22 protein-coding genes are annotated in these 22,478 nt (G+C 66.3%); 8 read left to right on the forward strand and 14 right to left on the reverse strand.

All coding sequences use genetic code 11. The features are described 5' to 3' along the window. Positions 1-62: 62 nt before the first annotated feature. The 5 genes from P7644_RS06680 to P7644_RS06700 are packed head-to-tail and all read right to left on the reverse strand — an operon-like array spanning position 63 to position 5,408. Positions 63-686, reverse strand: a complete 624-nt coding sequence (locus tag P7644_RS06680) for a DUF4400 domain-containing protein (RefSeq protein WP_404302374.1) — start codon at positions 684-686, stop codon at positions 63-65. After that, entirely contained in the window at positions 683-2,584 is a 1,902-nt protein-coding gene (traD, locus tag P7644_RS06685) for a conjugative transfer system coupling protein TraD (RefSeq protein WP_404302375.1), read from the reverse strand. The genes P7644_RS06680 and traD overlap by 4 nt, the downstream gene beginning before the upstream one ends. A gap of 1 nt (position 2,585) precedes the next feature. After that, positions 2,586-4,376, reverse strand: coding sequence for a MobH family relaxase (mobH, locus tag P7644_RS06690; RefSeq protein ID WP_404302376.1), 1,791 nt, complete (start codon positions 4,374-4,376; stop codon positions 2,586-2,588). 54 nt (positions 4,377-4,430) lie between these two features. Further along, complete coding sequence (locus P7644_RS06695) at positions 4,431-5,093, reverse strand: FlhC family transcriptional regulator (protein WP_404302378.1); 663 nt, start codon at positions 5,091-5,093, stop codon at positions 4,431-4,433. Then, positions 5,094-5,408, reverse strand: coding sequence for a hypothetical protein (locus P7644_RS06700; protein ID WP_404302380.1), 315 nt, complete (start codon positions 5,406-5,408; stop codon positions 5,094-5,096). 433 nt (positions 5,409-5,841) lie between these two features. On the opposite strand from P7644_RS06700, the gene P7644_RS06705 reads away from it, so the two are divergent. After that, positions 5,842-6,408, forward strand: a complete 567-nt coding sequence (locus P7644_RS06705) for a helix-turn-helix transcriptional regulator (RefSeq protein WP_404302382.1) — start codon at positions 5,842-5,844, stop codon at positions 6,406-6,408. An 83-nt stretch (positions 6,409-6,491) separates the two neighbouring features. On the opposite strand, the gene P7644_RS06710 is transcribed toward P7644_RS06705, so the two are convergent. The 6 genes from P7644_RS06710 to P7644_RS06735 form a co-directional block, all read right to left on the reverse strand. After that, positions 6,492-7,556, reverse strand: a complete 1,065-nt coding sequence (locus P7644_RS06710; protein WP_404302383.1) for a DUF932 domain-containing protein — start codon at positions 7,554-7,556, stop codon at positions 6,492-6,494. 272 nt (positions 7,557-7,828) lie between these two features. Further along, positions 7,829-8,833, reverse strand: coding sequence for a toprim domain-containing protein (locus P7644_RS06715; RefSeq protein ID WP_404302385.1), 1,005 nt, complete (start codon positions 8,831-8,833; stop codon positions 7,829-7,831). Continuing rightward, positions 8,820-10,457 (reverse strand): ATP-binding protein, encoded by a 1,638-nt coding sequence (locus tag P7644_RS06720; protein WP_404302386.1) that lies wholly within the window; start codon positions 10,455-10,457, stop codon positions 8,820-8,822. The genes P7644_RS06715 and P7644_RS06720 overlap by 14 nt, the downstream gene beginning before the upstream one ends. 70 nt (positions 10,458-10,527) lie before the next feature. Beyond that, positions 10,528-10,860, reverse strand: a complete 333-nt coding sequence (locus P7644_RS06725; protein WP_404302387.1) for a hypothetical protein — start codon at positions 10,858-10,860, stop codon at positions 10,528-10,530. Positions 10,861-10,871: 11 nt separating this feature from the next. Next, positions 10,872-11,120 carry a hypothetical protein gene (locus tag P7644_RS06730; protein ID WP_404302388.1) on the reverse strand — a complete coding sequence of 83 codons (249 nt, stop codon included), beginning with the start codon at positions 11,118-11,120 and terminating at the stop codon, positions 10,872-10,874. Between the two features lie 56 nt (positions 11,121-11,176). Next, entirely contained in the window at positions 11,177-11,635 is a 459-nt protein-coding gene (locus P7644_RS06735) for a hypothetical protein (RefSeq protein WP_404302389.1), read from the reverse strand. Between the two features lie 633 nt (positions 11,636-12,268). On the opposite strand from P7644_RS06735, the gene P7644_RS06740 reads away from it, so the two are divergent. From P7644_RS06740 to P7644_RS06770, 7 genes are all read left to right on the forward strand, one after another. Then, the gene (locus P7644_RS06740) at positions 12,269-13,054 is read left to right on the forward strand and encodes a DUF1845 domain-containing protein (protein ID WP_404302390.1); all 786 of its coding nucleotides are present in this window, start codon (positions 12,269-12,271) and stop codon (positions 13,052-13,054) included. Between the two features lie 428 nt (positions 13,055-13,482). Beyond that, positions 13,483-13,719: a helix-turn-helix transcriptional regulator gene (locus P7644_RS06745; protein ID WP_404302391.1), complete on the forward strand. Its 237-nt coding sequence runs from the start codon at positions 13,483-13,485 to the stop codon at positions 13,717-13,719. A 316-nt stretch (positions 13,720-14,035) separates the two neighbouring features. After that, complete coding sequence (locus P7644_RS06750; RefSeq protein ID WP_404302392.1) at positions 14,036-14,998, forward strand: chromate resistance protein ChrB domain-containing protein; 963 nt, start codon at positions 14,036-14,038, stop codon at positions 14,996-14,998. Between the two features lie 24 nt (positions 14,999-15,022). Next, positions 15,023-16,225, forward strand: a complete 1,203-nt coding sequence (locus P7644_RS06755; RefSeq protein ID WP_404302393.1) for a chromate transporter — start codon at positions 15,023-15,025, stop codon at positions 16,223-16,225. A 31-nt stretch (positions 16,226-16,256) separates the two neighbouring features. After that, positions 16,257-16,871, forward strand: a complete 615-nt coding sequence (locus P7644_RS06760) for a superoxide dismutase (protein WP_404302394.1) — start codon at positions 16,257-16,259, stop codon at positions 16,869-16,871. Between the two features lie 4 nt (positions 16,872-16,875). Then, the gene (locus P7644_RS06765; RefSeq protein WP_404302395.1) at positions 16,876-17,334 is read left to right on the forward strand and encodes a chromate resistance protein ChrB domain-containing protein; all 459 of its coding nucleotides are present in this window, start codon (positions 16,876-16,878) and stop codon (positions 17,332-17,334) included. A gap of 6 nt (positions 17,335-17,340) precedes the next feature. Continuing rightward, positions 17,341-17,742: a hypothetical protein gene (locus P7644_RS06770; protein ID WP_404302396.1), complete on the forward strand. Its 402-nt coding sequence runs from the start codon at positions 17,341-17,343 to the stop codon at positions 17,740-17,742. 12 nt (positions 17,743-17,754) lie between these two features. On the opposite strand, the gene P7644_RS06775 is transcribed toward P7644_RS06770, so the two are convergent. From P7644_RS06775 to P7644_RS06785, 3 genes are all read right to left on the reverse strand, one after another. Further along, on the reverse strand, positions 17,755-18,795 hold the full coding sequence (locus tag P7644_RS06775) for an EamA family transporter (protein WP_404302397.1): 1,041 nt from the start codon (positions 18,793-18,795) through the stop codon (positions 17,755-17,757). Between the two features lie 36 nt (positions 18,796-18,831). Continuing rightward, complete coding sequence (locus P7644_RS06780; RefSeq protein WP_404302398.1) at positions 18,832-19,227, reverse strand: hypothetical protein; 396 nt, start codon at positions 19,225-19,227, stop codon at positions 18,832-18,834. A gap of 97 nt (positions 19,228-19,324) precedes the next feature. Continuing rightward, entirely contained in the window at positions 19,325-22,477 is a 3,153-nt protein-coding gene (locus P7644_RS06785) for an efflux RND transporter permease subunit (RefSeq protein ID WP_404302399.1), read from the reverse strand. Between the last annotated feature and the right edge of the window lies 1 nt (position 22,478).

Consider the following 22,478-nt stretch of genomic DNA (forward strand, 5'->3'; position numbering starts at 1 on the left):
GCGCGACAGGCTCAAGAACTGGGCATGGGCCACGAAAACACAGCACCACCCCAAGGGCCCAGTCACGCGCGCCTGTGGAAATGCGTGATGGCGCGGCCAAGCAGCACCGTCATTGCGATGGGCGACCCGGCCAGCATGGCGGGATGCAACTGGACGGGCAGCACGAAAGCGACAACCGTTGCGCAGCCGGTGATGATCAGCAGGGAGCACCACACGGCGAACATCTCCGGGTCGTGCAGTAGGAACTCCTTGGACCGAACCACGCGTAGCAGGAGGCCGTCGATGCCTGCGGCCAGCGCCAGAGGCATCAGCCAGGGCAGCCATTTCAGCAGGCTGGACAGGCGGTAGCTTGCGAGCATCAGCAGCGCATCGACCGAGCGAAAGTAGGCGTTGTTGAACAGGCGCTGGCTGACCGAGCCCATCTCGGTGGCGACCGCGCGGTTGATGCCCTGCGTCTTGGGCATGTCCCTCAGCGTTGGGAGAGGACTGGCTTCGGCGGCATTGGACTGCATGCGCACGGCGCGATCCAGCATCCGATAGGCTGGCTCCACGCCCCAGAAGTCGACAGCCACCAGGTGCTCGCTGCGCATTTGATCCATGAAGCGCTCGGGCGGATGCACGGCAGGCACGTACAGCACCAGTATGAGCAGCAGCACGAGGGAGATGACTGCGACGGCCCGGATCATGCCGTGGCTCCACGGGGCTGCGCGTCCGCATCCGGATGGATGATCGGGAACCGGCCCTTGATGATGCGGCCGCCCGATACCGATGCGAAATACTGCAGGTTCGGCAACTTGCCCAGGATGTCGGCGGGCACCACCTCCTCGAAGCTTTCGGTGAGCTGGGTCGAATAGCTCGACGAGAAATCCCCGATGTGGGTGTCTGCGCCGTGGCTGAGGCCGACGCGTACCGTGTGGATCGCGGTCTTGCCGAAGGTCTCGACCACGAAGTCCTGCGTGGGCCGGTCCTTGGTGCGCAGCGCGATCAGGTTGTTCAGGTTGCCCAGCGCCATGCGGGCGGCGTCCTCGCTGCCCAGGCGCCGCGCCAGGTCGGCCAGCGTCTGCATGGCGCAGGTGGCGAAGATTCCGCCCTCGGCTCCCTTGTTCAGGATCTCGATCAAGGGTTGGTTGATGACGTTGCTGACCTCGTCCACGAACAGCGAGATGCGCCGGTAGGTGCCGAGGTTGTAGCGCATGCCGGCCCGGGCGGCCTGGTCGGCCAGGGCCAGGGCGCCGATGGCCGACGCGACCGACGGGTCGGGTAACGAGTCCAGGCACATGTAGAGCACGTGGCCGCCGCGCTCGATCTTCTCGAAGTTCATGATCGGGCGTGGATCGTCGGCATCGAAGGGATCGGGCGACAGGCTGCGGCCCAGGTCGCCCGAGGTCAGCATCGAAAGGATAGGCAGCAGGTTCGCCGTGATCTTCTGGTAGTGCTCCCGGTTGTGCCGGAACGTGCGAACCTGGGCGTCGAGCACCTTGCTGCGCTGGTTCTGCGCGACATGGTGCTCGTAGTAGGCGACGAATCCCATCAGGTCGGCGCTCGCCGCCTCGGAGGGCCGGCGCATATTGCCACGGTGGGCATCGTGCAGCAGCTTGCGCATCTCGGGTTGGTCGCGCCAGCCATTGCCCAGCAACAGCTCGTAGAAGCGCCGCAGCGAGGCTTCCAGCACCGGCTCGATGCCGCCTTCGATGTACTTGGTGAGCTTGATGAGGTTCGGCCGCTCCTCCAGTTCGACCAGGCCTTGCACCACGACGTTGACGGCGTCCCAGCCGAAGGCCGTGAAGGCGCCGGCCGTGTCGGGCGGCATGATGGACTGGATGCGCGATGCGATCTCGGTGGGCTTTTGCCAGTTGAAGGTGAAGTCCAGGCGGACACCGCGTTCCGGAAAGGAGGGGTGGAACTCCATGAAGGTGTCCGCCTCGCGGTAGTCCTCGCAGGCCCGCTCGACCACCCGCTTCAGGCGGCGGCTGTTCTTGGGATCGATCACGATCACGACGTCGCCGCGACGCACGGCCTGGGTGATCAGGTTGGCCAGCGCCACGCCCTTGCCCGACTGCGTGGTGCCCACCAGCAGCGTGCCGCCTTCAAAGTTCTGCAGCGGCCGGTGCAGCGGGCGTTCGGTCGGCTCCACCCCGTGGATGTAGGGCAGGCCGATCTCGGCATCGGGCTGGGCCGCGCCACCTTGCCCCAGGGCATGCTGTAGCCACGGGGGCACGGTGAACTCGCGGTAGTCCACCTTGGCGAGCTCGTAGAGACGCTGCGCATGCACGGGCCGCCACTCAAAGCCGAAACCCAGGAACACCTGGGCCGGATCGGTGCACAGGCGGCCCAGTTCCTGCGTGCTCAGCCCCTGGATGCGGCGCCCGCCGAGCGATCCGCGCAGCCGCAGTATCCGCAGCGCCTGGGCCGTCCGTCTGCAGGCCATCAGCAGGCAGGCGGCAGCGAGGACTAGCGAAGGAAGGACAGGCAGCGGGCCGATCAGCGCGATGAGCGCAAAGTACAGCGAGGCGGCCAGCCACACCAGGCCCGCATGGGCCTCGAAGGCACGCCGCCAGGGCATTTCGTAGCGGCGCACCAGCATGTCAGCGGCCCCGGTGCAGTGTGGCTGCAGAGTCGGAAGATGCGATCACTTCTCCCTCGGCTGCGGGGGCAAAGGCCTTCGGGTCCAGGCCTTCGACATGCGCGGGCGCCAGGATCACGCCTGCAACGGTGGCGTCGCGAATCCGGCGTGAGACCGTTGGCGGGCCGCCCGGCTGCGGACGGCGGATCATCCGCGTGTCGTCCAGGGCGCGGATCGCGATGCTGGGCTGTATGCCGCGTCGCTCGAAATCGGCCAGCGGCACGAAGATGCCCTCGGCCAAGGTGCAGACGTCCGAACTGGCGGCGCTGTCATTGAGGGTCGCCACGATCTCGGCCAGGGCATTGCGCACGGCAGGGTTCAGGCGCATCGGTGCCCGCAGGCGGATGGCGAGTGGTTCCGGCCCTGAAAGCGTTGCAGCGGGCGCTTCAGCCAAGGGGGCGGCCTCTTGCGGCGCAGCGATGGGCGCGTCGGTATTGCTGGCGTCATCCAGCAGCGACAGCTGTTCTGCCGGCGCCGCTGTCGCTGTTGCTTCGGGCGGGGCGGTCAGTGGAGGAGAGGGCGTGGCAGTCGCGGCGGCTGGCGAATCTTCGGCTGCCACTGGCTTCGCGTTCGGTGCCTGACCCGGCGGCTTCGTTGGGGAGGGTGGCTGAGCGAGAAGGTGGATGGTCAGGGCGGCGGGCTGGGGATCGAGGCCTGCCAGTAAGATCGCCGCATTGGCGAGCTTCACCGCTTCGATGGCTGTTTTCGCGCCCGGCGGCTGTATGTCCCAGGTTTCTCGACCGCCACCGCCAGCCACCAGAACCTTCGCCTCGAGCAGCAGGTCCAGCAAGGTGTGGGGTGATTTGGGGATGCCGGCCAGTTGGTCACTCTCCAGCAGCGACAGCGCATCCTCGGCCGCTGTGGGCCAGACCAGGAACAACCCCTCCGGCCCGAGCCAGACGCGGCTCTTGTCGCGGTTCGGCGCCCACGCGGAATGGCCGGCGGCGAGGCGGCGCAGCGCGTCCACGAGATAGCGCTCGAGGTGCGATCCATACTGGGGTTTGCCGTAGCGGTCGGCGCTGGCCAGCAGGTTGCGGTCGATGACCAGTGCCATCGACCGGCGCACGAGTTCGTCCAGAACGTTGTGCTCTCGGTACTGGGGGACACCCGCGATGCTGGCCAGGAGCTGCGGCACCACGATGGAATTGCCATCGCCCAGCATCTGCAGCACTTCGGCCGGGACGACATGGGGTAGGGCGAACAGGCCTGTGCCGCGGGACTCCCGCGCATTGGCGCGCCAGCGCACGAAGTAGCGATCGGCCACTCGTCGCTCCAGCCATGGTGCCAGGCCGCCCAGGAAGGCGGGCCATTCCTCGCCGTCTGCGGTGGTCACGATCAGCTGGGTCAGCGTCCGGTGCAATTCGCAGCACAGGCCGCCGATGAAGGTCGCGATGCGCCAGCGCGGCTCCAGCTCACGCCGCTCGGAAATCGTGGCGCGACCGGAGAAGATATGCGCGTCCGTGCCCTGCAGGCTGAAGAACGCCGTCTCCAGCCCGAGCTGCAGCAGGCCGCCAGGTGTGTGGAAGTAATTGTCGGCGGTGGCGGGGAGCAAGTGCACGAAACGTGCGTAGCCGTGAACCAGCGGCATCAGCTCGCGCTCGAAGGTGGCGCGATCAGCGCCGAAGCACAGCTTGATGCGGGCCAGGAGCGCCTGCTGTCCCGCGATCACCGCAGCCAAGGGCACGGCCTCGAAGCCGGGATCCGAGGATGCGAAGGGTTGTGCGGCGGCGTTGGAGGAGGAGCCGGTAGCCATCGAAGAATCTCCGCGCCTGTGCGGGGCGCATGGACATTCATTGTGCGGAAAAGGCTAGGTTTCGGCTGCCGGCAATGAAGGCGAAGTGGAGGGGGTTTCGCCATTGGCATCCGTGAGCAAGTCCTGAACAGGCATCAGATGGGCGATCAGATCCTCGGAAGCCGGCGGCGGCTCGGCGAAGGATGCGGTGAGGCGCGGATCGCGGGCGTGTCGATCGAGTAATTGGCAGAAGGGGCAGGGCCGTGCCGTCGTGTCGGCGCCTCCCAGCGCGTCCAGGAATTCGCTGCCGCAGCGGGCGCACGCCGCCAGGCGGAAGCTGGGAGCCTTGGCGATCCACAGGCCTTCGGTGTGGGCCGCGAGGTCGAAAGCCCGGTCGAAGCTGATGCGGGGCGGGGGCCGGTACATCGACTGGTAGTAGCGGTACGCGCCGACCAGGGCTTCAGGCGCCGGAAATCCCAGATGGCGCATGCGCTGGAAGTTGGCGATGACGACCGACGCTTCAATCCGTTGCAGGAGGTTGGCGTTGTGGTACCACTCGCGGGAATTCGGGGCCCTGCCGCAGGGGGGCATGGCGTGCGCATTGAACAGCAGGTACAGCAGCTCGCGCGGGCGCAGCCCGGTGAGGTGGTGGATCGTGCGGATGCGCGCCCCCAGTGCTGCGCAATCATGGGCCAGCTGCAGCGCCCGCACGCGCTGGCTGATTTTGCTGCCCGGCATCTATCGGGACACCTGAATGTGCATAGGCGACGCAGGGAGGGGCGGACGCGCGGCGGCCAGGGTGCCCGCAAGTGCCGGCGGCGAGTCGATCAGCGCGACCAGATCGGCCCGCGGCACGAACAAGGATGTCTGGCCGACCGCATGCACCAGGTTCCAGACCTCGGCGGGGTTCATCGCCCGCAGGCGCTCGGCCTGGGCCGCATGCAGGTTGAATTTGCGGCAGGTCTCCACCATGTCGCGTGCCGTGCCGACAAGGATGGCATGGAGCAATTGCAGGTTGGTGGATTGCACATCGGATAGAAGCAGGTGGCGCATGATCGTTTCCTCAGATACCCCTCTGAAGGGGAGTGTCAACAACGTTTCACGGGTACTCGATTCGGATGGGCGGTGGTAAGGTTTGACTCAGCATATGCTGTGACCTGTGAATATGTGCACACCATTTGCTGCTTTCATGATGGATGGCTGAATTTGCCACCCGAAAGGGAAGGTGTTGGCGGTCGCTTCCGAAACTGGCTACATTCGGTAACTGAAGTAGCGGTAGAACACGCACTTTTGAGTTTTTTCCGTAGGAGATCGTGTGACTGCCAAGACAATGCCGTCGAGCCGCGCGGTGCCACGCCCGCCAGCGAGTCGGCGCGGAAGGCCGGAAGACAGCCGTGCAGTGAGTCGCGCAGGCCGTTCCCTTTCGGAAGGTGATCTCGACCTGGTTCCGGGAGTGCGTGACCGTTTGCAGGCGAGGTTGGTCGCCATGGGCATTCCCGCCGACAAGATGGTTTCGCATGTGGCCGGGATCACGCGGCGCGCGGCCCAAAGCGTGCGTCGCTGGTTCGATGCCAGCGAGCCTGGTTTGCCGGATCTGGAATCATTCGCCCGGCTGTGTGCGGGTCTGGGTTGCAGTGCCGACGAGATCATCGGCGCGCTGCGCCCGCACGCCGATGACCAGGCCCACTGCACGCAACTCATCCAGGTGGCCAATTGCATCCAGGCCATTACCGATTCACTTGCCCACCATGGCCAGTTGGGCACGCCGATGCAGGTCCCCGGAGACGAAATGGCGCCTCATCTGAAGGCGGGGGATCTTGTCTTTGTCGATCCGACCGTGACTCAACTGGCAGGCAACGGAATCTATGCGTTCACCTGCAATGGCAGTCTTTTAATTCGGCGGGTGGAGCGACGCGTTGACCGGAGCATCGTGCTCAAATGCGACAACAAGGCGTACCAGGACTACGAGTGGACGGGCGCAACGGCGGCGGCAAGGCGCAGCGTCAAAATCCTCGGCAAGGTGCGCAGCGCCATCAGCGCGCAGGTGTTCTGACGCTAGCCGGCGCCGGTGCGTGGAAGCGGGCGGAAGGGGAATATCCCCCCCGCCACGGTTCGTTTACGAACCGCTGACACCGCTCATGCCGCTTCGGCCAGCGGCTTCCATTCAGCCGCCGTCAGCTCGATCAGCTTGCCGCCCAAGACCTCGAACTCGGTGGCCCGGTCGTAGTCCTCGACTTCCTGGCTGTAGTGCGTTACCGCGTTGACCAGACCGTAGGCCGAAAGCTGGCCCTCGGCGATCAGGTGCCGCAGAACGCCCGAGCGTTCGGTGTCGTTGAGCGTGTAGCGCTGGGCCAGCACCTCGACCGACTTCACAGGATCGCCCTTGAGCGGGATACCCAGCGTCTTTTGCATCTTCGCCGCGGCCTGACGGAACGTCACCTCTGACACCGCGGCCTGCACGACGTCGCGCACCTTCAGGAAGAAGGCCTTGTCGTCGGCCTGCAGGGTGTCGTCCTGATAGACCGTCACGCCCTCATCCTCCTGGGCGAGCGAACGCCCGACGTGCGTCTTGCGCAGGGCGCGGTCCGCGACGATCAGGCCATTGCGGCACACGAGCCGGAACAGCAGCGGCTGCACCGACAGCGTGCCCTGGCCGACCTCGGAGTTCGAGATCGCGATGCCCGCCTGCACGATGTCGCCGGGCGCCATCTCGAACTTCAGCTGGGGCGTGACGCACTTGATGTACATGCGCGTCTCGGTCAGCTCCACCGACTCGAACCGGAACTCGGGCAGGCCCTTGAGGATCGGCAGGACATGCACGGCCAGGTCGTAGTTGTCCAGGCGCCGGTAGCGGTCGGACAGCACGGCACGCACCTGCCCGTCGAGGGTGCGCAGCAGGCGCCGGTCGGGCTCGCTTTGCAGCCAGGTGTTGACGTTGCGGTCCAGCAGCGCCGGCTGGTTCTCGCGCATGCGCTCGAAATAGGCATACGGAATGTTCAGCTTGTCGGCGAGCTGGCGACGTGCGAGCGGTGTCACGCCATACGCCGCGGGCCCGCTTGTTTCTTCGACCACGAGGGTCGTTCCACCGCCTTCGCTGGTGCTGTGGCGCACCAGGGGCGAGGGCACCACCAGATCCTTCTTGGTGTTGAGCTGGCGCTCCAGCTCCTGTGCCAGATTCAACAGGGTACGTCCGCTTCTCATGACAATCTCCTTCGGTGAGGAAAAGCGGAGACGGCAGAGCCCCGGCGGGGATGCACGTCCCCGCATGGGCTGATGAAGGACCGGCGAGAGCCGGCCCACGATGGCGCAACCGTGGTTGCGCGCAGAACTCCAAGGCTGCCTTCGCCGCATGACCTGTGTCATCAACGGCCTGGTCTGGCAGCGACCAGGGGAGAAACCTTTTCAGTGCAGGCTCAGGACCTGAACCTGCGCTGAAAAAGCCGGGGGTGGGCGAACCCACTCCCCGACGAACGTCACGCGGCGCGCAGCAGGCTGGCTTCCTGCCGCTGCCGCCACACATCGGCCCAGTCCGTGCCCGCCTGCCGGGGCAGGAAGACGCGCACCGTGCGGGGGCCGCTCTGGGCTTCCTCGCGCTTGAGTCGGCGCGCCACCGCATAGGCGCTGGCCTGGCCCGTGAAATCGCCGTCGGCATCGTTGTCGCCATAGACGCACACGCTGCGCACGGTGTCGGGCACCCAGAGCTTCTCGAGATTGCCCGCGCTCAGCGCGCACCACACCGGCTTGCCGGTCGCCAGGAACACCGCGACGCCGGTCTCGATGCCTTCGCAGACGGCCAGTTCATCCGTCGCCTCGGCCAGCCGCACGGCCGCGCCCGAGAAGCCGCCGCAGAGCACCTTCTTCGCATCGGGTGCATCGAGCTTGCGGCCCGCGCTCAGGTAGGTACGGTGCAGCGTCACGGCGCCCTGGGCATCCCGCACGCTGGCCAGCATCGCGGGGTACTCGGCCACCTTGCGGGCCTTGGCCGCTCCTTCCTTCTGGTAGTAGCCCAGCGCGGGATGAAAGCGCAGCGACGGCGGGTAGCTGGCCAGGGCCAGTCCCCGGCCGCGCAGGTAGCGGTCCACCTCGTCGCCGAGGGCGACGGGCCGCGCCTCGTTCCAGATGCGCTGCACCAGCTTCTTCATGCACTGCGGCGCGGCGGCATCCACCGGCGCAGCCGGCGGCAGCATGCCCAACACTTTCTCGACCGCGCACAGCGCCGCATGGAAGTCCATGCCCTTGCAGGCCTGCAGCAGCTTGAAGCCCCCGCCCGGACCGCACTTGCGGCAGTGGTAGTTCCCTTCGCCGAACTTGTCGGTGTACTGGAAGCGGTCCACGCCGTCCTTGCAGAGCGGGCAGGGACCAGGCTTGCGCTTGAGCAGCCGCTCGTCCAGGCCCAGGGCCCCGAGGATCTCGCTCCAACGCCCGTGTGCGCGCTGCTTGACGGCCTCCATGCGGGCGGCGTACTCAGCGTTCAGCACGGCAGCCTCCGTCGGGCAATGGCTGCGCATCGGCGCCGACCAGCGCCACCGAGCAGCCCGGCATGGCGCCGACTCCCACGGTCACTTCGAAGCGCTGGCCGTGCAGCAGGGGATATTTCCCCAGGCCGAGGTCGGACAGCAGGGAGACCAGCGTGGCGGCAGGGTCGGTCGAGCGCAGGCGGCGGATCAGGGCGGCCAGCGCATCGCGGTCGGCCTCCATGTCGGACTCGCGGTAGCGCTCATGCTCGTCGATGAAGCTGGACAGCTGGCACACGGGTTCGCCCGAGGTTTCCTCCGCGGGAACCAGGATCTGATCATCGCAGCAGACGCCATCGTCCACGATGACGGCCTCCTGGTCGCCGATGCGGATGCGTACCGACTCGCAGACGATGACCAGCGGCCAGACCCAGCGGCCCTCCAACTGGGCGCGCGCCGTTTCCGACTGCGGCTCGATCCGAGCCTTGTCGCTCTCGATGTAGCGGACATGGGGGTGAATCCAATGACCCTTGTCCAGGTAGTAGGCCTGGGCGATCATCCACCTCTTGTGCCTGGCGAGCATCCAGTGTCCAGCGTTCTCGTTGTCGGGAAATCCCAGCGACACCAGCGTGACCTGGCCTGATTCGATCTCATGCCGACCGGGCGCCATGGCAACGGTTGCCAGATAGTCTCGCTCGCCATGGCCCGACTGGATGGGATAGCCCGTGATGCGCTGGAAAATCTCCGCAGGCAGTGCGTCCATGTCATTGAGCAGATCCACATGGCCCCACTGGCGCATCGCATCGAAGTACGTCGCAACGAATTGCTGCGGCGCGAGCTGTGACTTCGCCATCTCCAGGATCATCCGCCAGGACTGCTTGACCTGGGCTTCGATCCGCCGGAGCTGCTGATCGGCATCGATCAGCGTGTCCCGGTCGGGAAGCCGCGCCATGAATTGCTGCGGGTCGAGATGGATGACGTTCACGTGACCGACCTTGAAGTAGGTCGGCCGCTTGACGCAGAAGCCCTGGAGAAAGACCAGCGTGTCTCGCGTGGCCTTGCCGCTGCCGTTGCCCGCGACATGCACCGCGCCGATCGGCGTGGGCACCAGCGCGAGATGATCGTCGGCGTAGCGGCGTTCCATCGGCTTGCCGTTGAACACCACATCGACCGGAAAGCCCTCGCACAGCGTTTCCATGCGATTGTCGAGATCGGCGATCTGGACGCCATGCAGCTCGATGGTGGTGCCCGCCACGGCTTGCACCATGATCTCGACCTCGAAGGCTTCGCGCCGCAGTGCCGCAGCGGTGTTGATGTCGACGCGCAGCAGGCCCGATGCGGCAACGATGCGCGTGGCCGCATACAGGCCCTTGGTGAAACCGATGCCGAAAGGGTGCTCCTGGGTGACCGTGTCGTCGTCCCATCCAGACTCATGGAAGCTCAGCAGCTTCTGGAAGTCCTCGATGCCATGTCCATCGTCGTGCACGCGCAGCACCTGCTCTTCGGCCAGGTGCTCGACGGCGATGTGGAACGCGCCCGCGCGGCGGGCGTTCTGCAGCAGCTCGGTGACCAGCGTGAACCGGTCGGTGAAGGCGAAGCGCTGGTTGCGCAGTGCGCCTTCTTCGTTGATGCGGATCTGGATCTGCATGGCGATCTCCTGAAATGCCAGCGGCCGCCCCGCACTGCGGGCAGCCCGCCGGCGGGGTGGTAGGGGGAAATCAGGCGCGTCCGCTTATGTCGCGGGGCACCGATGCGGTGAACAACTGGCCGCAGGCCAGGGCCTGGGCCAGGCTGTGGTGCTCGAACTCCCAGGGGAGCAGGTGCCGGCAATCCAGCACCTTGCCGCTCGCGTCCAGGCGCTCGACCTTGAAACCCAGCGGGTGCCAGTGCACCCGGTAAGGCAGGCGGTCGGCGCCGGCGATGACGAAGCGGCGGCCGGCCTGGCCGGTCAGCACCTCGCTTTCCTTGACGAGGTATTCGATGTCGCCCAGGGCCTGAACCGGGAGCCAGGGACTGGCGCGGGCTGTGCGATGTGCAATGGTGTGGTGCATGACTTGACTCCTCAGTGATCGTCTGGCTCACAGACGGATGGGGAAGATGCCGCCTTGGTACCAAGGCGCGCGGGCAACCGATCGGGCCGCGATCGCGCGGTACCCTCCGGCGTCGCGCAAGGGGGCGCGGAGCAGGGCAGCCGCAGGTCATTGCGCATGGTTTCTTCCATCGCGACGGCGTCCGGGTAGTCCAGGCGGCCGGCGAGGCCGTAGGCCACGAAGATCGCCAGCAGGCAGAGAACATCCTTCCATGAGGTCATGGCGGACTCCTTTCGAGGTTGAGGGTGGGAGCGCGGTGCGCTCCCACGATGGGGCGTCAGGCAAAGAGATCGCCCTCGAGGGCGACGCGCCTGACTTCTTCGTTGATCCACTGCGGGTTGCGGGCCAATCGGGCCTCTACCCAGTCGGGGTGGTCCACGATGGCTTCGCGCACCCAGGCGGGATAGCGCAGCAGGGTCTGGCGCAGCCACTGGGGGATCGCGAGACGAATGAAGTCCCGCACCTCCTCGGCATCGACCAGGCCGCAGTACGGCAGCGGTGACAGCGGGCTGCAGCCAACCACGCGCAGGCAGGACACAAAGCTGAACGGCCTGAGGTCCTTGTCGCGCTCGGTGAACACCCAGCGCAGCGTGTCGAACTTCTCTTCCAGCGGCGTCTCGGGGTCGGCCAGGCGGCCGATCTCCTTGAGCAGCCGCCAGTGCAGCAGCACGACGTCTTCCTCGCTCCATTCGATGGGCTGGTCTTCGTCCGCGTCGAGCGAAGCGAGGGCGCCCATGGACGGGGCAAGGGGCGCGTCCCCGGCTTGCAGCCGGCGGAGCAGCGCATCAAACAATGGCTGCGGCGACTGCTGATCCCCCGCAGGGGCACAGACGGAGGGAACGGAAAAAGTCTCGGGTGCAAGGCTGTGGTGCAGCATGGTCGGCTCCTGGGCGTGAAAGCGGGAGCCAACGCACCGATCAGGGGCGGTTAGCCCCAAGGGGTGGATGGGTGGACGGATCCGATGTGGGGATCGGGGACTCCAGGGCTGACTTGGATCGCAGCGGGATGCGCTGCGGGGCCGGTGTGCCAGCGACCGGCGGGGGAAGCTTTCGGCGCCAGGCCGAGGGGCGTGATCGCCCACGGGGCTGGCCTCGAAAGCCGCCGGCGGGAAGCGCTACGTCGAGACAGCGATCCCGCGCGTCGCGCTCGGGCCGTGTCGATGAAAACTCCAGGGCTTGCCAGGGGGTGCAGGGCCAGCTACTGCATGCTTCGCACAGTAGGGGCCCTCCCGTTGCACGTCAATGCCCGGCACGCCCGCAATGCCTGCCAATGCCGAAAGCAACCTGAGTTCGTGGTCGTTTCGCGTGGCGATGCCTGGCAGCGTGGCCGATCATTTCTCCGAACAGCGCTGCCTTAGGAGAACGCGACCATGGCCGACATCGATTTCGTCAAGCATGACCAAGGGGGTGTCAACGCCCGCATCCTCGCGAAGGAAACCAAGGCCGACTTCCGCCGCGTCGAAGCCGCCTCCTTGAAAATCAAGGCCAGTTTTGCCAGCGCCGAGGGCAAGCGCCTGTTCATCCGCTACTTCAACACCTTCCAACTGGGCATCCACTTCATCTCGGTGATCTCGCGAACCCGGCTGAACCACGATGACGTCAGCAAGGTCGAGGCGCTGATCCGGTCGCAGATGGACAAGGTGGCCGAGGAACTGAACAAGGCGATCGACGGTGCCGAGGCGCTGTTTCACGCCAATGGCATCACCAGCACCGCGACCTATGACACCGTGCCCCTGGATCTGGAGGTAGGGGTTCTGTCGTCGAGCAGCCGCCGGTATCTGGAGATACTGGGCAAGCTCGATCAACTGATGCCCTTGCTGCAGACGCTCGAGATCCATGAGGTCATCACCCAGCAGGCCGTCGATGTCGAAAGGGCGGCGCTCAAGCGCAAGGTGCGTGATGTTGCGAACGGGGCGCGCAACCTGGCGACCCGATTACGGAGGGAGATGAATGCGCTGGATACACGCCGCCCTGCGGGTGACGGTAGAAGCGAAGCTGACGCGGAACGCCCCCATGCCGACGAAACGCAGCCAACCAATGAAGCCGCAGCCAGCATCCTATCGGAGGCTGATGAAGGACCGGGCATGGCGGTGGCCGACGACATTCCACCATCCACGTCTCCGGAAACCGGCACAGTCCCGATGGAGTCGGCATAGCATCGTGACGTCTCCACGGGCAACTGGCTGCACACAGGGCCGATTGCCAGCACTGCGTTGAATCCAGCCGACACGCCATGGGCTCGCGAGCATAGAGTAGCGCAGCGGGGTGAATGATTGATCATCGCCCCGCAGCCCACCTGGCCAGCCTGGTGCGTCGCAGTCGTCACCTGCCTTCAGGCCGCGTCCAACTCGGCCCCATGTATCGAACACTATCTCCGCTGGCTCTGTGCTCCACGGGCGACAGGTGTTCATGATCTGACGATTCAAACCCTTCTACACCCATTGCCCTGTGCCTGACCGGAACGCCTGCACAGCGGTAGGAGCTGTGCGTTCCTCGGCAGCGAAAGCCATTCCAGACCACCTTCGCTGCGACTGAGCTGGTCATCCCCCTGCACCTTTGGCGATCGCCAAGACAAGGAATGATCATGCGAGTTACCTCGACCACCTCTCCCGCTCAACCTACCCATCAGGCGGAGCGGCCCATATTGCCCGAGACGGGCTTCGTCCGCCAGAAGCTGCTGCTGCGCTTCGTCCCGTTTTCCAAGTCCACCCTCTGGCGGCGCGTCAATGCTGGCGTGTTTCCCGCCCCGGTTCGCCTGTCGGTCGGGATCACGGCATGGCGGGCCGAAGACGTTCGGCGCTGGATTGCTGAGCAGAATTGAACGACGGGTGTGTTCCGGCTGCAGGACAGTGTGCGGGTACCCACCTTTATCGCATGAGCCTGTGCGCGTCATTGAAGGCAAGCCGCGATTTGTGTGGTCTGGTGCCACGGAGTCTGGAGCACTACATCAATGCCACCCCTGGCCTATGCGCGGCGATGGCGAGAGGTTAGTGCGCTTAGTGCTTTATGTGGAGCTGCAACAGACAGCAACGGTTCGACGTCTGGCTGATTCGGAACCACGGATCCCTTTGTGATAATAAATTTGTAGAGATAACTACATCATTGCAGTGATCATGACAGAGATTTAAGCTGCTGCCATGACTCTTGGTTCCGACCCCTGGCTGGCCCTCATTGTCAGCCTCCCATCCGCGAGCGCCACGGCGCGCATGCGGATCTGGCGCGCGGTCAAGGCGCTGGGCTGCGCCGCCTTGCGCGACGGCGCCTACCTGCTGCCCGCGCAGACCGAACAGGCTGCGCAGCTACAGGCACTGGCCGACGAGGCTCTGCAGGAAGGTGGCCAAGCCTGGTTGCTGCAGGTGCAGGCCCGGGACATGGCCGAGCAGGCCACCTTCCAGGCGCTGTTCGACCGGGCAGCCGACTACGCACCCTGGCTGGAGGCACTGGCGCAGGCGCGCCAGACATTCTCCAGCCTGAGCGCAGCTGAACTTCAGCGCCTGCAACGCAAGCTCGCGCGGGCCTACGAGGCCATCCGCAAGATCGACTTCTTCTCCGGTGAAACCTCGATCCGCGCCGAAGCCCAATGGCGGGACTTTGCCAACGCCATCGAAGCCATGCAGTCGCCGGGCGAGCCGCAGGCGACGGTCGGCCGCATTGCCCGGCGCGACCGCATGCAGTACCAGGGGCGGCTCTGGGCCACGCGCCGCCACCTGTGGGTGGATCGTGTGGCAAGCGCCTGGCTGATCCAGCGCTTTATCGACCCTAGCGCACGCTTTCTGTGGCTGGACACGCCGGCCGACTGCCCATCTGACGCGCTGGGCTTCGATTTCGACAGCGCAACCTTCTCTCATGTAGGCGAGCGGGTGACGTTCGAGGTCCTGCTGGCGAGCTTTGGCCTCGGTGACGACCGTGGTCTATCTCGACTGGCAGCGATGGTGCATGTGCTCGACGTGGGCGGCTCTTCCACGCCCGAGGCCAGCGGCTTCGAGGCCGTGCTGGCCGGCGCGCGCAAGCGTTGGCCGGACGACGACGCGTTGCTGGCCGACATCGGCGGGGTGTTGGACTCGCTCCATGCGCATTTCTCCAGCCCGCGCAAGCCGTAGCACACAGGCACCGCAGGAGCGAACATGAACGACCTGAACACCACGGCGGCGCCCGATGCGGGCGTTGCAAGCGACCCCCACTACACGCTCTGGCAACTCGTGCGCTACATGCTGGCCCTGGGCTCCTGGGGCTTTGGCGGCCCGGTGGCCCTGGCGGGCTACATGTACCGCGATCTGGTGGAAAGGCGCCAGTGGATCACCGACGCGGACTACAAGGAGGGCCTGGCGCTGGCCCAGTTGATGCCGGGGCCGCTGGCCGCGCAATTGGCGATGTACCTGGGCTATGTCCATTACCGCTTCATCGGCGCCACCCTTGTCGGCGTGGCCTTCGTGCTGCCGTCCTTCCTCATGGTGGTGGCACTGGGCGCTGCCTATACAGCCTACGGCGGCCTCGGCTGGATGCAGTCGGTGTTCTACGGCGTGGGCGCCGCGGTGATCGGCATCATCGCCATCAGCGCCTACAAGCTGACCTCCAAGAGCATTGGCAGGGACCGGTTGCTGTGGCCGATCTTTCTGATCAGCGCAGCGATCACCGTGGCCACACAGTCCGAAGAGGTCTGGCTGTTCCTCGGAGCCGGTGTGCTGGTGTGGTTCTGGCGCGCGCCGCCTGCCTGGCTCAAACGCGGCGGCCCTCTCCACAGTGTGGCCGCTCCCGTGGCTGCCCTGTTCGGGGCCAGCGCCATCGATTGGGTCAAGCTCAAGCAGATCGGCCTGTACTTCGCCTATGCGGGCAGCTTTGTCTTCGGCAGCGGCCTGGCCATCGTGCCCTTCCTCTATGGCGGCGTCGTCAAAGAGTACGGCTGGCTGACCGACCGCCAGTTCGTGGACGCAGTGGCCGTGGCCATGATCACCCCAGGGCCGGTGGTCATCACCACCGGCTTCATCGGCTTTCTCGTGTCCGGCTTCTGGGGGGCCGTGGTGGCGGCGCTGGCTACCTTCGTGCCGTGCTACCTGTTCACCGTCATTCCGGCCCCGTACTTCAAGAAGTACGGCAAGCGCCCGGACGTCATCGCCTTTGTGGACGGCGTGACGGCGGCGGCCATTGGCTCGATCGCGGGTGCGGTGATCGTGATCGGGCAGCGCTCCATCACGGACTGGATCACGGCGGCGCTGGCCCTGGCGACGACCGCCGTCCTGTGGCGCTTCAAGAAGATTCCCGAGCCGGCCGTCGTTGCGGTGGCCGCCGTGATCGGGCTGATCGTGCATCCCCTGGTCGCACACGCCTGACGGGATGCCTCACACACCAAGGAGCACTGCGATGGATCTGCAAGCACGTCCCCTCACTCTCAATCCGGCAACCCTCCATGGTTTGTCCGAAAAACTGATCGTCAGTCACCACGCGAACAACTACACCGGCGCCGTCAAGCGCCTGGGTGCCATCCGCCAGCAATTGGCACAGCTGGACTGGCCGAGCGCGCCGGTCTTCGCGATCAATGGCCTGAAGCGCGAGGAGCTGATCGCCGCCAACTCGGCCTGGCTCCACGAGCTGTATTTCGACTCGCTGGGCGGCGACGGGGCCTTGCCGGACTCCGGCCTGGCCGTGGCCGTGGCGCGCGACTTCGGCAGCGTCGACCGCTGGCGTGCTGAATTCTCCGCGCTGGCCAAGGCCATGGGCGGCGGCTCGGGCTGGGCGCTGCTGTCATGGTCCACGCGCGAGGCACGGCTGATCAACCAATGGGCGGCCGACCACACGCACCTGCTGGTCGGAGCCACACCGCTGCTGGCGCTGGACATGTACGAGCACGCCTACCACATGGATTTCGGCGCCAAGGCGGCCGCCTATGTGGATGCCTTCATGCAGAAAATCCGCTGGGAGGCCGTGATGCTGCACTACGGTGCGGCCGTAGGCGTAACGCTTGAAACGAAGGAGTAGCACCATGCAATGGATCACCCGCGAACGCCCCAAGATCGACCGCATCGCCTGCCCCTGGCTGATCGCGCGCTTCATCGATATGGAGCCCGAGTTTCTCTATGTGCCGGCCAGCGAGGTGCTGAGCACCGCCAACGCCACCGGTGCCATCCCCTACGACATCCCGAATGTCGAGCTGAGCCACGTGGGCGATCTGTGCAGCTTTGACGCCTTCCTGGCGAAGTACCACCTCCATGATCCGGCGCTGGATCAGTTGGCGGGGGTCGTGCGCGGCGCTGATACTTCCCGGCTCGACCTGACGCCGCAATCTGCGGGGCTCTATGCACTCTCGCTCGGGCTGTCGCACAACTTCAGCGACGACCACGAAATGCTCCAGCACGGCATGGTGATGTACGACGCGCTCTATGCGTGGTGCCGCGCATGCCAGGCCGAGACGCACAACTGGCCGCCAGCCATGACCGCCTGACCCGCCATGCAGAAAGCCTCTCGAACGCCCGCCATCGCCCGGCGCCTCATGCACTTGGCCGCCGCCGGAACCATGCTCTGTGCACTTGCCGCCGCAGCCAAGGAGGTGCCGCTGACCGGCCCGCAGATCCGGGCCGCCATCAGCGGCAAGTACCTGACCGATGAACGCCACTGGGGACACAAGTATTTTGTGGACGGGCGCGTCGAGCGGTCGGAAAACGGCCGCCAGCGGACGGCGCGCTGGTCCATCAAGGGCCATCGGCTCTGCCTGCTGCAACTGGAAATCAGTAAGGATGAGCCGATCTGCTACAGCGTCCTGCGCGACGGGCAGGAGCTGCAGTACAAGGACAATGCGCAGTTCGTGGTGTTTCGAGGAGTCATACGACCTAGCCCCAAGCGCGAGCCATAACCGGCTGCGCGGCTAGTGCTCGTGCCGATGGTGCGCATCCGGCACATGTGGGTGTGCATGCACCATCGGCTCATGTACGTGGGGGTGGCTGTGCGCGCCGACCGGCATTGGATCGTGCGTGTGGTTATGGTGACCGTCGTCGTGCCGATGGGCATGCTCATGTTCAAGTCGCTCGTGCGCATGCTCGTGTCCGTGGGACTCCGCCAAGTGCAACACCACCCCCAGCACCATCAGCAGGCCACCCACGGCCATGACCCAGGTGCCGCTACGGTCCCCCAGAGCAATGGCAATTGCGGCGCCGATAAAGGGGGCGAAGGCGAACACCGAACCCGTGCGCGCCGCGCCGAAGGCACGCTGGGCCAGCAGGTAAAAGCGCAGGCTCAGGCCGTAGCCCGTGGCTCCCACGGCCATCAGGCCCAGGGCCGATCCAAGCGTCGGCAGCGGATCGCCCGCCACAACAGCCAGAATGGCCGTGGCCGAAGCGCCCAGTATGGCCTTGCCCAGCACCACTTGGCCGGGATCACGCTCGGCCAGCGCCCGCGACAAGGTGTTGTCCCCTCCCCAGGCCATCGTGGCGACCAGAACGGCAAGCAGCCCCCAGAGCTGGCTGCCGCCCTGGCGCCCCTGGTCGAGCACCAGGGCTATGCCGCCGGCCAGCAGCAGAAGCATGGCGGCCCAGACACGCCGATCCATGGTCTCGCCATACAGAAGCCGTGCCAGCATGGCCGTGAACAGGGCTTCGAGCGTCAGCATCAGCGAGGCACCCGTGCCGCTGGTGTGTTGTAGGCCCCAGGCCAGCGCGACCGGCCCCAGCACGGCACCGAAGGCTGCCATCGACAGCAGCCGCGGAAAATCTGCGCGCATCAGGCGCGCCTCTTGGCTCACATGCTGGCGCGAGAGCATGCCGACGATGGCTGCACCGGCGTAGAGCAGCGCCGCCGTCGAGAACGCCCCCACGCCCGCGCCGATACGCTGCACCAGCGGAGTGCTGATACCGAACAAGGCAGCAGCCAGCAAGGCCAACAGGCCGCCCCGCAGGGCGGGCCAATGCATGTGAGCGTTCATAGTGCGCAGCGTATCTCTGTTGCCTTACTTGACCGTGAAGCGAACGGTCACGGTCTTTTTGCCGGCGGTTTGCAGCGCTGCCACGACCTTGGCGCCCGAGCCCAGCTTCACGCCCTTAGCCTCCAGCTTGTTGCCGCCGGCGGGCTTGAGGTCGGCCTCGGACTTGTCCGCGCCGTTGAGCACCGTCAGCTTGCCGCTCACGCCGGCGGTGTCGTAGTCCTTGCCGTGGTCAATGACATAGAGGGTGGCGCCATCGGCGGCGGCCACCAGCTCGAACGACAGGTCGCTGGCGGTTCGCACGATCCCGCCGTGCTGCGGCTTTCCATCCCCATGCGCGAAGACGGCGGGAGCGGCCAGTAGGGAGGCCGCACACAAAGTGGAAGTGACCAGCAGGCGCAGGCAAGCAGGTTTAATGTTCATCAGATCATCCTTTCAGGGTGCGGCGCGCTTGGAAAGAAGGCGGCACCGCAAAGCCTTGTCGAAAGCAGCATTCGTGCGGGGTGTCAGACGGATCGCATTAAAAAGCCTCCTGCAGTGCTGGTGCATTGCTCGCCACCTCTGGCTCCGCCTGCAGCAGCCGCTCGGTGGGCTTGCGACCCAGCAACCAATACAACACTGGAGTGAGCAGCGTGTCGAGTACCGTCGAGCTGACCAGGCCACCGAAGATCACCACCGCCACTGGGTGCAGGATTTCCTTACCCGGCGCATCGGCGGCCAGCAGCAGCGGCGTCAACGCGAAGGCGGCGACCAGTGCGGTCATGAGCACGGGCGTCAGCCGCTCCAACGAGCCGCGCACGATCATGGGGATGCCGAACTGCTCGCCCTCGAAGCGGCACAGGTTGATGTAGTGGCTGATCTTCAGGATGCCGTTGCGCGTGGCGATGCCCGCCAGCGTGATGAAGCCCACCATCGAGGCCACAGACAGGCTCACGCCCGCGATCCACATCGCCACCACGCTGCCGATGAGCGCTAGCGGGATATTGGCCATTACGATGCCGGCCAGCACCGCCGAGCGGTAGCGCGAGTACAACACCAAGAAGATCATCGCCAGCGAGACCAGCGACAGAGCGCCGATCAACTGCGCCGCCTGCTCCTGGGCCTGGAACTGGCCTTCCATGCTGATGAAGTAGCCAGGTGGCAGCTGCGTCTCGCCGATGGCCTGGCGGATCTGCGCCACGATAGCGCTCATGTCGCGGCCATCGGTGTTCGCATAGACCACAATGCGCCGGCGCCCGTTTTCGCGGCCGATCTGGTTGGGGCCATCCTCCTCCGCCACCGTGGCGAAGGCCGAGACCGGCAGGCGCCCGGCCGGCGTGTCGATCAGCGTCGCGGCCAGGTCCTGCGGGCTGCGCCGCTGGTCAGGCAGGCGCAGCACCAGGTCGTAGCGGCGCGGGCCGTCTACGATCTCGGCGCTGTGTGCGCCGTCGGTCAGCGCCTTGAGCACGCGCACCGCCTCGCCGGGCGCGAGGCCCGTCTGCGCCAGCTTGCGCGGGTCGATGCGCACGCTGATCTGCGGGATCAGCACCTGTTTTTCCACGGTGAGGTCCACCAGTCCCGGGATGCCGGAAAGGCGGCCGCGCAGTTGCTCGGCCAGACCCCGCAGGGCATCCGTGTCGTCACCAAAGACCTTGAGCGCGATCTGCGCCCGCACGCCCGAGAGCAGGTGATCCAGGCGGTGCGAGATCGGCTGGCCGATGGTGGCCTGCGCTGGCAACAGGGCCAGGCGTTCGCGGATGTGGGCCATGATGGCTTCGCGGCTGCGAGCCGATGGCTTGAGGTCCACGTCGATTTCGGCCGCATGCACGCCCTCGGCATGCTCGTCCAGCTCGGCGCGGCCGGTGCGCCGGCCGACCTGGCGCACTTCGGGCACCTCGGCGATCAGCCGCTCGGCCTCGGCGCCGATGCGGTTGGCCTGCTCCAGCGAGGTGCCCGGAGAGAGCACCAGCCCGAGCACCAGCGAACCCTCGTTGAATGCCGGCAGGAAGGCGCGCGGGAAGAACGGCACGCTGGCTGCGGCCAGCAGCACTGCCACGGCGGCTCCCGCCACCAGAATCCGTGCCCTTGGGAAAGACCAGGCCAGCACGCGGGTGTCCAGCCGCTTGAGCCAGGCGACCAGCGGGCTGTCGCCATGGTCGATGCGCTTCATGCGCGGCAGCATGTAGTAGGCCAGTACCGGCGTCACCGTCATCGACACCAGCATGGAGGCCAAGATGGAGACGATGTAGGCCACGCCCAGCGGCGCGAACAGCCGCCCTTCGATGCCCGGCAGCGCGAACAGCGGCACAAACACCAGCACCACGACCAGCGTGGCATAGACAATGCCCGAGCGCACCTCCACACTGGCGCGGCGTACCACCTCCAGCACCGGCACGGAATCCCCCACCGCGCGGTTCTGCTTCAGACGCCGCAGTATGTTCTCCACGTCCACCACGGCGTCGTCCACCAGTTCGCCGATGGCAATGGCCAGCCCGCCCAGCGTCATCACGTTGATCGACAGGCCGAAGGCACGGAAGGCCAGCGCCGCCACCGCCAACGAAAGGGGGATGGCCAGCAGCGAGATCAGCGTGGTGCGTGCCGACAGCAGGAAGGCGAACAGGATGACCGCCACCATCACGGCGCCGTCGCGCAGCGCCTCGCCCACGTTGCCCACCGAGGCTCGGATGAAGTCGGCCTGGCGGAACAGCACCTGCGGCTTCGCCAGCCCCTTGGGCAGACCGGGCTCCAGCTCCTGCAGCGCCGTCTCTACGGCAGCGGTGAGTTTCACGGTGTCGGCGCCGGGTTGCTTCTGCACGCTGGCAATCACGGCGGGGCCGCCGTTGTAGCCGCCATCGCCGCGCTTGAGACCCGGCGCGAAGCCGACCTGCGCCACCTGCTCCAGCAGCACGGGCCGGCCATCCTTCCAGGCGACGGCCACACCGGCGAGGTCGCCGCCCAGGGCGTCACGGTCGGCCGAGCGGCCGACGTGGCGAATCAGGAACTCGCGCCCGTTCAGGTCAATGAAGCCGCCGCCCGCGTTGGAGGCATAGCCTTTCATGGCCTGCTCCACCTGGGTGAGCGAGACACCGAACTGCGCCATGCGTGCGGTGTCCGGCGCGACGCGCAGGGTGCGCACGTCGCCGCCGATAGGGATCACCTGCGACACGCCGGGAATGGACAGCAGACGCGGGCGCAGCACGAAGTCCGCGTACTCGCGGGCCTGCATGGGCGAGGCGCCACCGTCGGCCTGCGCCGAGATCGGTAGCGCGATCAGCATGATCTCGCCCATGATCGAGGACACCGGCCCCATGGTCGGCTCGATACCGGCGGGCAGTTGCGCGCGCGCCAGCGCCAGGCGCTCGACGACGAGCTGGCGGTTGCGGTAGATGTCGGTACCCCAGTCGAACTCCGCATAGACGATGGACAGGCCCACGCCGGACATCGAGCGCACGCGGGTGACCCCCGGCATGCCGTTGAGCGCGGTCTCTAACGGGAAGGTGACGAGTTGCTCCACCTCCTGTGGCGCCATGCCGCCGGCCTCCGTCAGTACGGTGACCAGGGGTTTGTCCAGGTTGGGGAACACGTCCACGGGCGTGCGCCAGGCGCTGACGGCACCCCACACCAGCAGGAAGGCCGCGACGGCGAGCACGAAAAGGCGGTTGCGCAGACTGCTGCGCACGATCCAGTCGAACATC

Origin of the sequence: Alicycliphilus denitrificans, from assembly GCF_044792555.1 — a bacterium.
Lineage (GTDB): Bacteria > Pseudomonadota > Gammaproteobacteria > Burkholderiales > Burkholderiaceae_C > Alicycliphilus > Alicycliphilus denitrificans_A.

Coding starts and splice junctions, on each gene's coding strand:
- P7644_RS06775 (WP_404302397.1), bottom strand. CDS start 18,795: ATGCATTGGCCCGCCCTGCGGGGCGGCCTGTTGGCCTTGCTGGCTGCT.
- P7644_RS06700 (WP_404302380.1), bottom strand. CDS start 5,408: ATGCGCCACCTGCTTCTATCCGATGTGCAATCCACCAACCTGCAATTG.
- P7644_RS06765 (WP_404302395.1), top strand. CDS start 16,876: ATGCAATGGATCACCCGCGAACGCCCCAAGATCGACCGCATCGCCTGC.
- P7644_RS06730 (WP_404302388.1), bottom strand. CDS start 11,120: ATGACCTCATGGAAGGATGTTCTCTGCCTGCTGGCGATCTTCGTGGCC.
- mobH (WP_404302376.1), bottom strand. CDS start 4,376: ATGGCTACCGGCTCCTCCTCCAACGCCGCCGCACAACCCTTCGCATCC.
- P7644_RS06745 (WP_404302391.1), top strand. CDS start 13,483: ATGCGAGTTACCTCGACCACCTCTCCCGCTCAACCTACCCATCAGGCG.
- P7644_RS06710 (WP_404302383.1), bottom strand. CDS start 7,556: ATGAGAAGCGGACGTACCCTGTTGAATCTGGCACAGGAGCTGGAGCGC.
- P7644_RS06770 (WP_404302396.1), top strand. CDS start 17,341: ATGCAGAAAGCCTCTCGAACGCCCGCCATCGCCCGGCGCCTCATGCAC.
- P7644_RS06725 (WP_404302387.1), bottom strand. CDS start 10,860: ATGCACCACACCATTGCACATCGCACAGCCCGCGCCAGTCCCTGGCTC.
- P7644_RS06740 (WP_404302390.1), top strand. CDS start 12,269: ATGGCCGACATCGATTTCGTCAAGCATGACCAAGGGGGTGTCAACGCC.
- P7644_RS06785 (WP_404302399.1), bottom strand. CDS start 22,477: ATGTTCGACTGGATCGTGCGCAGCAGTCTGCGCAACCGCCTTTTCGTG.
- P7644_RS06680 (WP_404302374.1), bottom strand. CDS start 686: ATGATCCGGGCCGTCGCAGTCATCTCCCTCGTGCTGCTGCTCATACTG.
- P7644_RS06780 (WP_404302398.1), bottom strand. CDS start 19,227: ATGAACATTAAACCTGCTTGCCTGCGCCTGCTGGTCACTTCCACTTTG.
- P7644_RS06705 (WP_404302382.1), top strand. CDS start 5,842: ATGGGCATTCCCGCCGACAAGATGGTTTCGCATGTGGCCGGGATCACG.
- P7644_RS06750 (WP_404302392.1), top strand. CDS start 14,036: ATGACTCTTGGTTCCGACCCCTGGCTGGCCCTCATTGTCAGCCTCCCA.
- P7644_RS06720 (WP_404302386.1), bottom strand. CDS start 10,457: ATGCAGATCCAGATCCGCATCAACGAAGAAGGCGCACTGCGCAACCAG.
- traD (WP_404302375.1), bottom strand. CDS start 2,584: ATGCTGGTGCGCCGCTACGAAATGCCCTGGCGGCGTGCCTTCGAGGCC.
- P7644_RS06755 (WP_404302393.1), top strand. CDS start 15,023: ATGAACGACCTGAACACCACGGCGGCGCCCGATGCGGGCGTTGCAAGC.
- P7644_RS06695 (WP_404302378.1), bottom strand. CDS start 5,093: ATGCCGGGCAGCAAAATCAGCCAGCGCGTGCGGGCGCTGCAGCTGGCC.
- P7644_RS06735 (WP_404302389.1), bottom strand. CDS start 11,635: ATGGGCGCCCTCGCTTCGCTCGACGCGGACGAAGACCAGCCCATCGAA.
- P7644_RS06760 (WP_404302394.1), top strand. CDS start 16,257: ATGGATCTGCAAGCACGTCCCCTCACTCTCAATCCGGCAACCCTCCAT.